This window comes from Ensifer sp. M14, from assembly GCF_003355565.1.
Classification (GTDB): Bacteria; Pseudomonadota; Alphaproteobacteria; order Rhizobiales; family Rhizobiaceae; genus Ensifer.
On the sequence record NZ_QJNR01000004.1, the window covers coordinates 4303016 to 4317096 of the forward strand.

Genomic DNA, 14081 nt, shown 5'->3' on the forward strand with positions numbered 1-14081 from the left:
CATCATGGCCGAAGTCCGTCTCACCGACATTCGCAAGCGCTTCGGCGCGCTCGAAATCATCAAGGGCGTCGATCTGTCGATCGAGGCCGGGGAGTTCGTCGTCTTCGTCGGACCTTCGGGCTGTGGAAAGTCGACGCTGCTGCGCATGATCGCCGGGCTGGAGGATATCTCTTCCGGCGAGCTCACGATCGGCGGCACGGTGATGAACGATGTCGATCCGTCCAAGCGCGGCATCGCCATGGTGTTTCAGTCCTATGCGCTTTATCCGCACATGACCGTGCGCGAGAACATGGGTTTCGCGCTCAAATTCGCCGGCATGGCGAGAGAGGAGATCGACGCCCGAGTCAACGATGCGGCGCGCATCCTCGAGCTTGAGCCGCTTCTGGACCGCAAACCGAAGGCGCTCTCGGGCGGTCAGAGGCAGCGTGTCGCGATCGGCCGAGCCATCGTGCGCAATCCGCTCGTCTTCCTGTTTGACGAACCGCTGTCGAACCTCGACGCCGAATTGCGCGTGCATATGCGCGTCGAGATCGCCAAGCTTCACAAGGAACTGAAGTCGACGATCATCTACGTGACGCACGATCAGGTGGAGGCGATGACACTTGCCGACAAGATCGTCGTCTTGCGGTCGGGTGTGGTCGAACAGGTGGGCGCGCCGCTCGCACTTTACGACGACCCGGCAAATACCTTTGTCGCCGGTTTTATCGGCTCGCCGCGCATGAACTTTCTCAAGGCAAGGGTTGCCGCAGTGGGCGGCGGGCAGGCGACCGTGACGCTCACAAGCCAGCCCGACGTCCAGCTGACCCTTCCCATTGCCGCGCCATCCGTCGCGGTCGGGGATGCCGTTACGCTCGGTGTCCGGCCGGAGCATTTTCTCGGCCAGGGGAAAGGCGACGCGGATGTCAAAGTCAAGGTCGATGTTGCCGAGCATCTCGGCAACACCAGCTATGTCTACGCCCACGTCTCCGCCGATGAGCGGATCATCATAGAGCACGTTGACGTCCGCGACATCGCCAGCCGCGAGACCCTGACCGTTGCCATCGCCGCGTCCCGGTCCTTCCTCTTCGACAAGGACGGCCAACGACTGCGCTGACGCCGGGTCAAAGCAGGAAGAGTGTGAGCCTCGCCCATCGCCGATGGCACTTGCCTGCCATCGGCTGCCTTGGATTTCTGGCGCCGCGACTGGTTTGCCTGTGCCACCCACGTCCTGATTTTCTTCAAGCACGCCTGACGCCCTGACGGCCAATGGAAAACCCCGGAACTGGGAGGTTCCGGGGCTTTCCTGCCACGCGACCGGGAGAAAAGCTACGCGGCGTGAACCTTTCTGGCACTTCTCGCCCATTCCGGGATCCAGTTGCCGTGGGCGGCGAGAAGGTCGTCGGTCAGCGACCAGATCTGGTCGAGATCGAGTTCGGCGGCCGTGTGCGGATCCATCATCGCCGCGTGGTAGAGATGCTCGCGGTTCTCGGTCATCAGGGCAGCGACCGTCAGTTCCTGCACGTTGATGTTGGTGCGGATCAGCGCCGTCAGTTGCGGTGGCAGATCGCCGACAAAGGTCGGCTGGATGCCGTTCTCGTCCACAAGGCACGGCACTTCGGCGGCGCAATTGTCGGGTAGCGAGGTGATGCAGCCATTGTTGCGCAGGTTGCCGTAGATGACCGAGGGCTCGCCCGTCCAGACGGAGTTCATGATCGAGGAAGCATATTCCTTCGACGGCTTGATCTCGATCGTGTCAGCGGAGCGATAGGCGGCCGCCTGCCCCTTCCAGCGTTCGACCTGCTCGATGCAACGCTTGGGATATTCATCGAGCGGGATGCCGAACTTTTCAATCAGATCGTCGCGGCCTTCCTTGATGAAATAGGGCGTATACTCGGCAAAGTGCTCCGAGCTTTCGGTGACGAAATAGCCGAGCCGGGTCATCATCTCATAGCGCACCTTGTTGGGGCAGCGCGGGTTCCAGCCGGGCTTGGGCGCGCGACCCTCACGGTAGGCGCGTAGCAGATCGGGATAGAGGTTGCGGTAGGAGCCATCCGGCTGGCGGTGCTCGAATTTGAGGAAGAAGGCCATGTGGTTGATGCCGGCCGAGCGGTAGCGGATCTCCTCGTAGGGAATGTTCAGATCCTCGGCGAGTTCCATCGCCGTGCCCTGGACGGAGTGGCAAAGGCCGACCTGTCTGATGTGAGGATATTTTTCAGCGATCGCCCAGGTGTTGATCGCCATCGGGTTGACGTATTGCAACAGGATCGCATTGGGGCAGACCTCGGTCATGTCGGCGCAGATGCTCCAGAGATGCGGTACGGTGCGCAGTCCACGCATGATGCCGCCAACGCCAAGCGTGTCAGCGATCGTCTGACGCAGGCCATACTTCTTCGGCACTTCGAAATCCGTGACCGTGCAGGGCTCATAACCGCCGATCTGGAATGCGACGACGACAAAGTCGGCACCTTCGAGGGCCTTGCGCTGGTTGGCGTGCAACTCGATGGTGGCTTTGGCGCCGAGCGTTGAAATCAGCTTGCGAACGACGACTTCGCTTTCCTCGAGCCGCTGCGGATTGATGTCCATCAGAGCGATCTTTGCGCCCGACAGCGCCGGACGCTGCAGCACGTCGCCGATAATGTTCTTCATGAACACGGTCGATCCGGCGCCGATGAAGGTGATCTTGGGTTGTCTCGTCATGAAATGCCTCTTTTCTGCTAGGCGGCCACTTCGAACGCGGCTCTGACGAGCCGTTCCGTGTAGGCGGTCTTGGGATGGGAAAGAACGTCTTCGACCGGCCCCTCTTCGACGATCTTGCCATGCTGCATCACCACCACCCGGTGGCAGAGTGCGCGCACGACCTTGAGATCATGGGAGATGAAGAGGTAGCTCAGTCCCTTCTCGTCCTGCAGCTTGCGCAGCAGTTCGATGATCTGTGCCTGAACCGAGAGATCGAGCGCCGAAGTCGGCTCGTCGAGCAGGATAAACTCGGGCTCCAAGGCGATCGCCCGGGCAATCGCGATGCGCTGCCGCTGGCCGCCGGAAAATTCATGCGGGAAACGTGACAGGATGTTGCTCGGCAGGCCGGCGCTGTTCAGCGCGTCGCGCACACGCTCCAGCCGCTCGTTGCGGGTGGCACCGAGTTTGTTGACAACAAGCCCTTCCTCGATGATCTGGCCGACCGACATGCGCGGATTGAGCGAGGAGAAAGGGTCCTGAAAGACGATCTGCATGCGCGAGCGCAGCGGCCGCATCTCGTCGCGCGTCTTGTCCTGGATCGGCTCGCCGTCAAACAGGATTTCGCCCCCTTCGGCTCGCAGCAGCTTGACCAGAGCCTGGCCGAACGTCGTTTTGCCTGATCCGGATTCGCCCACCAGACCCAATGTCTCGTGACGATGGAGCTTCAGGCTGAGGTTGTCGACCGCGACCAGTTCCTTGAGTTGCGGCTTGAAGAAGCCGCCCGCCCTGAGCATGAAGGAAACGCGCACCGAGCGACCTTCCAGGATGGCGGCCGAATCCGGCGGCATCGGGTTGGCGTTGCCCTTCGGCTCGGAGTTGAGCAGATGCCGGGTATACGGGTGCTGCGGGTTTTCAAACAGTGCCGCCGTCGTGTTGTGCTCCTTCACCTCTCCGTTCTGCATGACGTAGACATAGTCGGAGAATTGCCTGACGACGGTCAGATCATGGGTGATCAGGATCACCGCCATGCCCAGCCTCTTCTGCAGATCGCGGATGAGGTTGAGGATCTGCGCTTGCACCGTGACGTCGAGCGCCGTCGTCGGTTCATCGGCAATCAGCACGTCCGGGTTGTTGGCAAGCGCCATGGCGATCATGATGCGCTGCCGCTGGCCGCCCGACAGCTGGTGCGGATACTGGTTGAGACGGGATTCCGGATCGGGGATCTGGACCTGGCGCAAGAGTTCCAGCGTGCGTTCAGTTGCTTGCTTGCGGCTCAGCTTCTGATGCACCCGGATCGCCTCGATGATCTGGGCGCCGATCGTGTAGACCGGATTGAGTGAACTCATCGGCTCCTGGAAGATCATCGAGATGCGGTTGCCGCGCAGCGCCCGGCGCTGGCGATCGGAGAGCTTCAGCACGTTCCGGCCGTCATAGTCGATGCTGGAACGCTCCGACACCGTGGCGCGCTTGGTCAAAAGCCCCATCACCGTGCGGGCTGTCACCGATTTTCCCGAGCCGGATTCCCCGACCACGGCGATCGTCTCGCCGCGATAGAGCTGGAAGGAAACATCCTTGACGGCATCGACCAGGCCGCCCTCGACCTTGAATTTCACCGCCACATGGCGCGCGTCGATGATCGGAGAGCCGATGGCGGCGGCATGATCGTGCCGCTGTTCGGGCGCAAGCAGGTTTAACTCAACGAGTGCCATGGGCGCCTCCTCAATACGGGTCGACGGCGTCGCGCAGGCCATCGCCAAGCGCGTTGAACGCAAAGACGGTGATCAGCACGAAAGCGACGGGCGACAGGATCCAGGGATAGGACCCGATGACGGAATAGGTGGCCGTATCCTGCAACATCAGCCCCCAGGACATCAAAGGCGGCTTGACCGCAAACCCGAGGAAGCCGAGGAACGACTCCAGCAGCACCACGTTCGGGATCGCCAGCGTCACCGCGACGATGACGTGGCTCATGACGTTTGGAAAGATGTGCTGGAAGATGATGCGCCGGTCCGTGGCGCCGATCGCCATGGCTGCCCGCACATAGTCTATTCTCGCCAGTGCCAGCGTCTTGCCGCGCACTTCGCGCGACATCTGCGCCCAGCCCAGCGCCGACATGACGAAGATGACGAAGGCGAGGAAGACATTGGTCGGCGCCGTCACGGGGATCAGCGACGTCAGTGCCAGGTAGAGCGGCAGTTGCGGGAAGGCGAGCACCAGCTCGACGAAACGCTGCATCCAGATGTCAAAGCGTCCACCAAAGTACCCCGACACCATGCCGATCGTGGTGCCGACAACCGTGACGATGAACACCACCGTCAATGCGATCATCAGCGACACGCGAGAGCCGTGGAAGATGCGTGACAGCACATCGCGGCCAAACTTGTCGGTACCGAGGAAATTGACCGGCGTTCCATCGACGGCGCCGAAGAAATGCCGGTCCATCGGCACGAGCCCGAGCAGCCGGTAGCTGAAACCCTTGACGAAGAAACCGAGGTCCTTCGGATTGGCATAGTCCGGGCCGACGATCGGCTGGAAGGTGATCGGGTCGAGTTCAGTGCCCTCGCCGACCTGGTAGGTGCGCGGCCAGACGGGCTTGCCGTTCTGGTCGGTGACGCTTATCGTCTGCGGTGGCGCGAAGGCGACGCCGGTCAGCTTCGGATCGACGGGCGAGAAGAATTCCGCAAAAATCGTCATGAGCATCAGCAGGCAGACGAGAACGAGGCCGGCCATGCCGGTCCAGGAACGCTTGAGACGGCGCCAGACGAGCGCCAGGTAGGTTTCGTTGCCGTGGTGCGCTGACGGCATCGGAGCGACGATGATCTCTTGAACGTCGGCCTTCATGCGTGGGCACCTCCGCCAAGACGCACCCGCGGGTCAAGCATCGCCAGCAGCATGTCGGCGATGATGTTGCCGATGATGAGCGTGGCCGACAACACCAACATGAAGGTGGCGGTGACATAGACGTCGCCGACCCACATGGAGCCGACAATGGCCGGTCCGACGGTCGGCAGGGCGAAGATGATCGCGGTCTCGATTTCGCCCGTCAGCATATAGGGCAGAACGACGCCCTGATACATGACCAGCGGATGAAGCGCATTCGGCACCGCATGGCGCATGATGACGGCACCTTCCGAAAGCCCTTTGGCGCGGGCGGTTTCGACATATTGGGCGTTCAGCGTATCGAGCAGATTGCCGCGCATAACGCGCATGTTGTAGGCGAGCCCGCCGAAGGTGGCGATGGCGATCACCGGCCAGACATGTTTCAGCAGATCGACAAATTTGTCGAAGGACCAGGGCGCACCGCCGTAGCGGGCGGAATGGAAGCTGTTGATCTCCGTCACGTTGAAATGGAAGACCAGGATGTAGACGATGATCAGCGCCATCAGGAAGCGCGGCACCGTCATGCCCAGGAAGGAAATGCCCGACAGCAGGCTGTCGACCCAGGAGTATTGCCGCGTGGCGGCAAGGATGCCGAAGGTGATGCCGATGATCGACGCGAGGATGTGGCATACCAGCGCCAACGCCAGCGTGCGCGGCAGCCTCTCGCCGACCACGTCCGCCACCGGCTTGTTGTAGAACAGGCTGTGGCCGAAATCGCCGCGGGTCAGGATGCCGGTGATCCAGTTGACGTACTGCACGGCCATCGGCTTATCGAGGCCGTTGGCGACCTTGTAGGCCTGCGCCTGGGCATCGGCTTCCTCGAAGGAGGCGCCGCCCTGATTGATCAGCTGCGAGCGGATATAGTCACTGTAGTCGCCCGGCGGCGCCTGAATGATCGCGAACGTGACAACGCTCAACACGAAGAGCACGGGTATGGCGGATGCGATGCGCACAAGCAGAAATCGGAACATGGCTGTTAGGTTCTCTTGTGTTGTTGAAGGATCGTTCCGGCCGCGATCGGCTGCGGCCGGAACGAACGCTGTGAGTGATCAGTTGATCGGGCCGCCCTCACCCGGCTTGCCCGGCAGCTGCTCGGGGAACAATTCGTAATCCCCCTGCTTGTCGGCAGCGACAAAGACCCTTTCCCGGATGATCGTGTCTTCCGCCCAGTTGAACATGAAGATCGGCGCGCCGCTCGGAATGTTGGAAAAGCGCTTGTTGATGACCAGCGCACCCGGATATTCCGTCAGGCCGACGGTATCGACATTGCTCGTCGAGACCTTCTGATACTTCTTCATCAGATCGGTCCGCTCGTCATTGTCGTTGCTGGCGATAAACTTGTTGACGATGTCGACGAGTTCCTTTTCGAACGGCATCAGATCAAGCTCGCCGCTCTCCGGCACGCGGTGATGCCAACTGGTGCGAGGGCCGGTGGCGGCCAGCTGCGGCGTGTTCTGCACGACGGACGACAATTCGGCGCCGTTGCGATGCACCATCCAGTCGAAGCGTCCGGCATAGTTGGTGGCGTCGCGCTGCTTGCCATCGAGCGAGTTGAGGACGATGCGCAGCCCGAGTTTTTCCATCTGGCCGACCACGCCTTCGGCGAGGTTCTTGTCGGTATTGTACTCGGAGGTGACGAGTAGCACGATCTCGACATCCTTACCGCCCAGCGTATCGGCGGGATAGTTGACGAAGCCGTTGCCATCCGTGTCCTTCAGGCCGACCGTTTCAAGCAGCGCCTTCGCTCCGTCGAGATCGAAGGGATAATAGACCGTCGACTGGCGATCATAAAAGCTGGTGCCTGACGACAGTCCGCCGGGATAGATTGCGGTGAAGGGGCCTTTCACGAGCGACTCCCCGAGCTTCTTTCGGTCGATCGCCATCGTGACGGCCTTGCGGAAGTCGGCGTTGCGATTGAGCTGGCGCACGGCCTTGGCGCGTTCATCCGGATCGCCCCAGCCATTGCCCGAAAAATTCATGTGCAGATTGTAGCCGATCAGGCGGGCGCCGAAGGCAAGGCGCGCCGGTGCCGTCTCCGATGCGGCGCGCTTCAGGGATTCGACGAAGTTCTCCGGTTGCTCGAGGTTGGAGAAATCGCCTGAGCCGGCGATCGCCTGCACATCCCGGTCGGCCCAGGTCGACAGCTTGTAGTGCATCTCGTTGAGATAGGGCAGCTGGTTGCCGGCCTCGTCGACCTTCCAGTAGTACGGATTCCGCCGCAGCACGATGATGTCGTCCGATCGGTAGTCGACCGGCACCCAGGCACCCATGACCGGCATGTTCATGTACTCGGGCGGAAAGCCGTTCTTGTACTGATCGTAGGTCATGTCCTTGTTGTATTTGGGATGCTTGGTCTTGAGGATATGCGCCGGTCCCGGGCAGAAAGTGCCATAGGCCATCGAATAGAGATGCTGGCGCGGGAACGCTTCCTTGAAGGTCCATTCGACGGTGTTGGCGTCGATGGCCTTCAGCGTCGTGCCTTCGCCAAACGTTTCCGGCGTCGCTCCGTTGAGCGGCGAGACGTTCGGATCGACGACATTGTCCTGCCAGTAGAACATCACGTCATCAGACGAGAACGGAACGCCATCAGACCATTTGGCACCCTCGATCAGGTGCATGGTCAGCTTGTGACCGTCAGCCGACCACTCCCAGCTTTTCGCAAGATTCGGCAAGGGTTCCATATCCTTTGCCTCGACCTGATAGAGCGGCGCGGTACGGGTCAGGCATTCGAACATCTCGATATCGATGCCGCCCCAGCCCTGCGTCTGTCCGGCCGAATAGTTCCACCCCTCCGGACGTCCGCCGACCACGTGACGCATCGTGTCGCCATAGACGCCGACGCCGTCAGGCATGTTGCCCGTCTTGAAGACAAGCGGTTCCTTCGGCAGGCGTTCGGCCACCGGCGGCAGCTTGCCGGTTTTCACGAATTTCTCCGTGACCCAGTCGGGCTCGCGATACTCCGGCAGAGCCTTGTATTCGAGGATGGAATCGCGCGGAACGTAGGTGATCTTGCCCTGTGCCGGGAATGGCGGCTGTTCGGGCACGACAGTCGGCTCGGAAGCCCAGGCCTGCACGGCAAAGGTCGATACGCCGACCATCAGGGCGGTTCGCAGTCTAAAATGGCGCATTGCGTTCATCGTTTCTCTCTCCCTCATGCTTCACGCCGGACCGAGGCGGTACGGCTTGCTCCTCAAGCATTTTCCTTCAGTCATGGCGCATGGGAGGCGTAGCGGCGCCCCTCCCAGGTTGCCGCTCGCCTCCGCCGTTGCCTCGGCGTATCAGCCGGCCGCGCGCAATCTCGTTGCTTCCTTCTCGGCGCGCAGTTCCTCGATCGACCGGATGTCGCGGCGGGCAGACCCCTTCCATTCGCGGGTCCTGACCGTTGCCTTGCTCAGGCGCTCGCGTGCGGCAGGCACGGCATCGGCATATTGGGGAAGCCACTGCGCCTGGGCGACGACCATTTCGTCGACCATCTGCCAGACCTCCTCGGGCGTGCAGATGGCGCCAACCAGGGGGTCGTGCAGCACCGCAAGCTTCAGCAGATCGATATCGCCGGATATCGCCGCGTGGACCGACATGCGCTGGACGTTGATCGATGAGATGCAGGTGGCTGCACAAGCCTCGGGAAGCGTGATGCCCGCGACCATGTTGATGCCGAAGCGGTCCACGAAGCCCGGCGATTCGATGATTGCGTCCGCCGGCAGGTTGGTGATCACGCCGTTGTTCTTCACATTGAAGTGGCCGCGGTAGACGCGCCCGGTCTCAAGCGCTTCGAGGATGTGGCTCGCATGCTCGTTGGAACGGCGCGCCGGATCGATCGGCTTGGCGGCGGCTTCGAGGAACTGCGGGAACTCGGTCTCGAACCAGTTGCGGGTCTCGGTCGAGTGGCGCAGATAGCCGCCGGTCTCGCCATGGATCCAGTCCGACATGTCGATCCAGCGCGCCACTTCGTCTGGCCGCTTGCGGTACCAGGGCAGGTACTCCGACAGGTGACCGTTGCTCTCGGTGGAGTAGACGCCGAACCGCTTGAGGACGTCGATCCGCAGCTTCTCCTGCTTCGAAAAGACCGGATGCGCCTCGAAGGCGGCAACCAGTTCGTCCTTGCCGATCTTGCGCCCGCGCACCCTCACGTCGACGAACCACGTCTGGTGATTGATGCCGGAGCAGATGAAGTCGAGTTCGCCGTCCTTGGCGCCGAGGATTTCGGCGATCTGTTCGCCGCCGTGCTGGACACCGTGGCAAAGCCCGATCGCGTCGACCTTGCCGTATTCGATCGCAGCCCAGGTGTTCATCGCCATGGGGTTGGCATAGTTGAGGAACTTCGCGCCGGGCTCGGCCAGTTCGCGGATATCCCTGCAGAAATCCAGGATGACCGGGATGTTGCGCTGGCCATAGAGAATGCCGCCGGCGCAGATCGTATCGCCGACGCACTGGTCGACGCCGTATTTCAGCGGGATCTGGATATCATCCGCATAGGCATTGAGCCCACCGACCCGCACGCAGCTGATGATATAGCGCGCCCCTGCGATCGCCTCGCGGCGGTCGGTCGACGCGGTGACCTTGGTCGGCAGGTTGTTGGCCTCGACGATCCTGTCGAGGATCGACTTGATCATCTCGAGATTGTGCGCGCTGACGTCGGTGAGCGCGAACTCGACATCATGGAACTCCGGCACGCATAGGATGTCGGTGAAGAGTTTCTTGGTGAACCCGACGCTGCCGGCGCCGATGATGGCAATCTTGAAGTGGCTCATGCTGTCCTCGTCGCTGTTCGGTCGGCTGATTGTGATGCTTTGGGTAAAATTGGTGCGCCGTGGAGATCGCCCTGGAGCGCGGTGCCTTTGCCGATCTTCGCCTACCATCCCATCGAAATCAGTCATCTTGCTTTGCTGTGAGGCATTATGCGTATAATGATGGGTGTCACCAGAGAGGTATTGTGCTTTCATGGGTAATTCTGTGCTGAAAAGATTGGTCGAGAACGGACCGGCCATGAAGACGGTCTCGCTGCCGCGCGGACGTCATAGCCTGCACACGATGCCGACCAGCACGGGCTATGAGATCCGCACCGATGCAAGTTACGATTGGGATGGCCGCAAACGGGGGCAGACACCGTTTACAGTGCTGCAGCACACACTCTCGGGCGCTGGAAACCTGCGCTACGAGACCCGCAACCACCGTGTGCGCGAAGGCGAGACGCTACTCCTGATGGTGCCACACAATCACCGCTACTGGCTCGAACCGGGCGGCCGGTGGGAGTTTTTCTGGATCTCGATGAACGGCGAAGAGGCGTTGCGCATCCACAAGGCCATCCTTTCGACAACCGGGCCGATCCTGAGCCTGAAGCCCGAGACGATCGAGCATCTGGCGGACTGCAGCCTGCGACTGATTCCAGGTGGCGGCGAAGCGTCCGGCAGTGCATCGGCCATCGCCTATGAGGCAGCGATGGCCCTCTACGACGACGTCTTCGGCGCCCATCCGGTTTTCAGCCAGGAGTACCGGACGATGCAACACGTCATCCAGCATATCATGGCGAACCTTGAGCATCCCCTGCCCGTCGAGAAACTGGCCGACGTCTCGGGGCTCAGCCGTGCACATTTCTCGCGCGTCTTTGCCGCCAGCGAGGGCATGCCGCCCGCGGAATTCGTGCTGCGCAAAAGGCTGCAGAGAGCGGCAAAGCTGCTGACCAAGGCGGCGCATCTGTCCGTCAAGGAAGTATCGATCATGTCCGGCTTCGAGGATCCGAACTATTTCGCCAAAGTCTTCCGACGCCATTTTGGGGCGAGCCCCACCGAGTTCCGCACGACCGGAATGTATTCGAGCGTCGCCGCCAAAAACCAGGAGGCGATGAATTCGGCAAAGCGGAACTGAGTGGCGGCGCTGCATCCATAAGGGCCGACGTCGCCAAGGGCGGCGCGCAAACAAGCACCGACCTGCACGGCGGGGATCGAGGTGCAGTGCAACGCACGCATAGCTGCATTGCACAAAAAATGTTTTCCAAGTGATCAAAAAACGAGCATAACGCCTGCAGCTGATGCACATGGCGGTCTCCTCCCAGTTCCGCCGCAGCAGCTGTTCCCCTCTGGAGGTTTATTGACCTTCACACTTAAGGGCCGCGGTTTTCCGACGGCCCCTTTTTTTGGCCTTTTTCCGCAAGTCCGCGCCTTCGGCAATGCCATCTGGCGCCAGCTGCAGCCCTTGGCGGACTCACCGATGATGCCAGCCCGCGTCAGTTGCCAGGTTCGTATTGGCATGTTGTGGCCTCGCTCCCAAGGAATTCCAGAAGCACGGCGTTGAACGAAGAGGCGGATTCAATATTGACGATATGCCGCCCCGGCAACGACACGTGACGACCACGCCGAACTCTGGCCGCGATATCGTCCAGATCCGCCGGCGGGCAAACCGGATCCTGCTCGCCGGAGATGGCAAGCAGCGGGTTTTCGATCTGCGCAAGCGCATCCCGCAGGTCGGCCTTTGCCAGAGCCGCGCAACACCCTACATATCCATCGGGCGATGTGGCGGCGAAACTGTCGAGCACCATGGCGACAGCGCGCGCTTCGCAAGCGCGGAACTTCGGTGTGAACCAACGCTCTGCCGTCGCGGGCACCAGTGCCTCCAGCCCGCCGGTTTGCACAGCGTCGATGCGAGCCGACCAGCTTTGCGCAGTGCCGATCTTCGCAGCGGTCGCGCACAGGACGAGCTTCCTCAAGCGCTCCCCGGCATGAATGCCCAACCACTGTCCTGTAAGACCGCCGATCGAAAGGCCGCAGAAATGCGTCCACTCGATGCCCAGCGCATCCAGCAGCGCAAGCACATCTCCACCGAGATCATCAAGAGAATAGGGCGAAGGCGGCGCGGACGACCGGCCGTGCCCCCGGCAATCGTAGCGCAAGATACGGTACTGCGCCGATAGGGCATCCACCTGAGCGTCCCACATATGCATGTCGGTGCCGAGGGAGTTGCAGAACACGAGCCAGGGTTTGTCGTCACCAGCGCCTCCATCGATGCGGTAATGCAGACGGTGATTGGAAAGCTTGAGATAGGCCAAAGCTCAATTGCTCCAGTGGTTGCGGTGAGGGATTGGTGTCCGGATTGCCGATAGCCCCGCGCCCATTAAGCACTGGCCAGAATGGGCGGAGGAACCATCCCCTACGAGCTATCGGCTTTGCCATGTTCGCCGGATAGCCTCAGGCGGTCGCAAGCCGGGCGACGTCGGATCGGCGGGCATTGCTGATCGCAAACACCAGCATGGCAAGCGCGGCGACTGCCGCCGGGATCGAGAAGATCAGGAAGCTCTGTTGAAGCGGAAACTCCTTTGCCAGAAGCACGCCGCCGAGCGTCGGGCCGACGATAGCGCCGATCCGACCCACGCCCGATGCCCAGCCAAGCCCGGTGGAGCGGACCGAGAGATTGTAGAGTTGCGCGACGCTGGCATAGAGCAGGATCTGCGTGCCGATGGTGGTGGCGCCGGCGACGAAGACCATGAGGAAAAGGATCCCCGCCGACGGGTTCAGGCCGATCAGCGCGATGGATGCGGTGGCCGCAACGAAAAAGCCGACCACGACTTTCGGCAGACCGAAGCGGTCGCCCAGCCGGCCGCCGACGATCGCGCCGGCCATACCACCGAAATTGAGCGAGAAGAGGCTGAGCAGGCTCGCCTTCTCGGCATAGCCGGCTTCCTGCAGCACCTTCGGCAACCAGGACGACAGCAGGTAGACGAGCAGCAGGCAGCAGAAAAAGGCGGTCCACAACATGAGCGTGCGCAACGCGCGCTGGTGACGGAACAGTTCCGCGATCGATGCGGACGCGCCCTTCGCCTCGGAAAAGACCAGCCTGTCATTGGCGCCCCTGTCATTGGCGCCAAGGGCTGATGCAGGCGCGAGCTTCGCGTAGATCCGTTTCGCCTTCTCCTGTTCGCCCTGACGAATGAGGAAACCGAGCGATTCCGGCAGCTTCCACAAGATGACCGGAAAGAGCAGCAATGGCAGCGCCGCGACGAAGAACATCGGCTTCCAGCCGAATTGTGGAATGATACCGATACCGAGACCTGCTGCGACCATGCCGCCGACCGAGTAGCCGGAGAACATGATGGCCACCATGGTGCCGCGAAGGCGCTTGGGCGCATATTCGTTCATCAGCGCCACCGCATTCGGCATTAGCCCGCCGCAACCAAGACCGGCAAAGAACCGAAAGATCTTGAACTGCTCGGGCGAGTTGGCAAAGCCGGTGAGCAGTGTCGACACGGTGAACAGCAGGAAGCTGATCGCTATGCCCTTCTTGCGGCCGATCCTGTCGGCCAGCGACCCGAAGAAGAGGGCGCCAAACATCATGCCGAACAGTGCCCAGGCCTGGAGCGCACCAGCCTGCGGCTTGCTCAGGCCCCACTCGGCTATCAGCGTCGGCAGCACGGTGCCGGCGACGAAGACGTCGTAGCCGTCGACGATCAGCAGCAGGGCGCAAAGTGCGACCACCAACCACTGGAATCTCCCGAACGGATTGTTGTCTATCGCTTCATTCACATCGATGGTGCGCATGATCACTCCTCCCCGAAG

The 14081-nt window shown here is 61.5% G+C and carries 10 protein-coding genes; 2 read left to right on the forward strand and 8 right to left on the reverse strand.

Annotation, left to right across the window (positions count from 1 at the left end; genetic code table 11):
* Positions 1 to 4: 4 nt before the first annotated feature.
* Complete coding sequence (gene ugpC, locus BLJAPNOD_RS20875) at positions 5 to 1093, forward strand: sn-glycerol-3-phosphate ABC transporter ATP-binding protein UgpC (RefSeq protein WP_077504689.1); 1089 nt, start codon at positions 5 to 7, stop codon at positions 1091 to 1093.
* 212 nt (positions 1094 to 1305) lie between these two features.
* Here ugpC and BLJAPNOD_RS20880 read toward each other — a convergent pair whose 3' ends face one another.
* The 6 genes from BLJAPNOD_RS20880 to BLJAPNOD_RS20905 form a co-directional block, all read right to left on the reverse strand.
* Positions 1306 to 2676, reverse strand: coding sequence for an alpha-glucosidase/alpha-galactosidase (locus tag BLJAPNOD_RS20880; RefSeq protein ID WP_115421011.1), 1371 nt, complete (start codon positions 2674 to 2676; stop codon positions 1306 to 1308).
* 17 nt (positions 2677 to 2693) lie between these two features.
* Positions 2694 to 4364, reverse strand: a complete 1671-nt coding sequence (locus BLJAPNOD_RS20885) for an ABC transporter ATP-binding protein (RefSeq protein ID WP_077504687.1) — start codon at positions 4362 to 4364, stop codon at positions 2694 to 2696.
* A 10-nt stretch (positions 4365 to 4374) separates the two neighbouring features.
* Complete coding sequence (locus BLJAPNOD_RS20890) at positions 4375 to 5496, reverse strand: ABC transporter permease (RefSeq protein ID WP_115421012.1); 1122 nt, start codon at positions 5494 to 5496, stop codon at positions 4375 to 4377.
* Complete coding sequence (locus BLJAPNOD_RS20895) at positions 5493 to 6506, reverse strand: ABC transporter permease (RefSeq protein WP_077504685.1); 1014 nt, start codon at positions 6504 to 6506, stop codon at positions 5493 to 5495. The genes BLJAPNOD_RS20890 and BLJAPNOD_RS20895 overlap by 4 nt, the downstream gene beginning before the upstream one ends.
* Before the next feature lie 78 nt (positions 6507 to 6584).
* Positions 6585 to 8663 carry an ABC transporter substrate-binding protein gene (locus BLJAPNOD_RS20900; RefSeq protein WP_115421402.1) on the reverse strand — a complete coding sequence of 693 codons (2079 nt, stop codon included), beginning with the start codon at positions 8661 to 8663 and terminating at the stop codon, positions 6585 to 6587.
* Between the two features lie 150 nt (positions 8664 to 8813).
* Positions 8814 to 10286 carry an alpha-glucosidase/alpha-galactosidase gene (locus tag BLJAPNOD_RS20905; protein ID WP_115421013.1) on the reverse strand — a complete coding sequence of 491 codons (1473 nt, stop codon included), beginning with the start codon at positions 10284 to 10286 and terminating at the stop codon, positions 8814 to 8816.
* A gap of 190 nt (positions 10287 to 10476) precedes the next feature.
* Between BLJAPNOD_RS20905 and BLJAPNOD_RS20910 the strand changes: the two genes are divergently transcribed.
* Positions 10477 to 11400: an AraC family transcriptional regulator gene (locus BLJAPNOD_RS20910; protein ID WP_115421014.1), complete on the forward strand. Its 924-nt coding sequence runs from the start codon at positions 10477 to 10479 to the stop codon at positions 11398 to 11400.
* A 358-nt stretch (positions 11401 to 11758) separates the two neighbouring features.
* Here BLJAPNOD_RS20910 and pcaD read toward each other — a convergent pair whose 3' ends face one another.
* Together pcaD and BLJAPNOD_RS20925 are read right to left on the reverse strand one after the other, a co-directional pair.
* Positions 11759 to 12577, reverse strand: a complete 819-nt coding sequence (gene pcaD, locus BLJAPNOD_RS20920; protein ID WP_077504682.1) for a 3-oxoadipate enol-lactonase — start codon at positions 12575 to 12577, stop codon at positions 11759 to 11761.
* A 139-nt stretch (positions 12578 to 12716) separates the two neighbouring features.
* Positions 12717 to 14063 carry an MFS transporter gene (locus tag BLJAPNOD_RS20925; RefSeq protein WP_115421016.1) on the reverse strand — a complete coding sequence of 449 codons (1347 nt, stop codon included), beginning with the start codon at positions 14061 to 14063 and terminating at the stop codon, positions 12717 to 12719.
* Positions 14064 to 14081 lie beyond the last annotated feature (18 nt).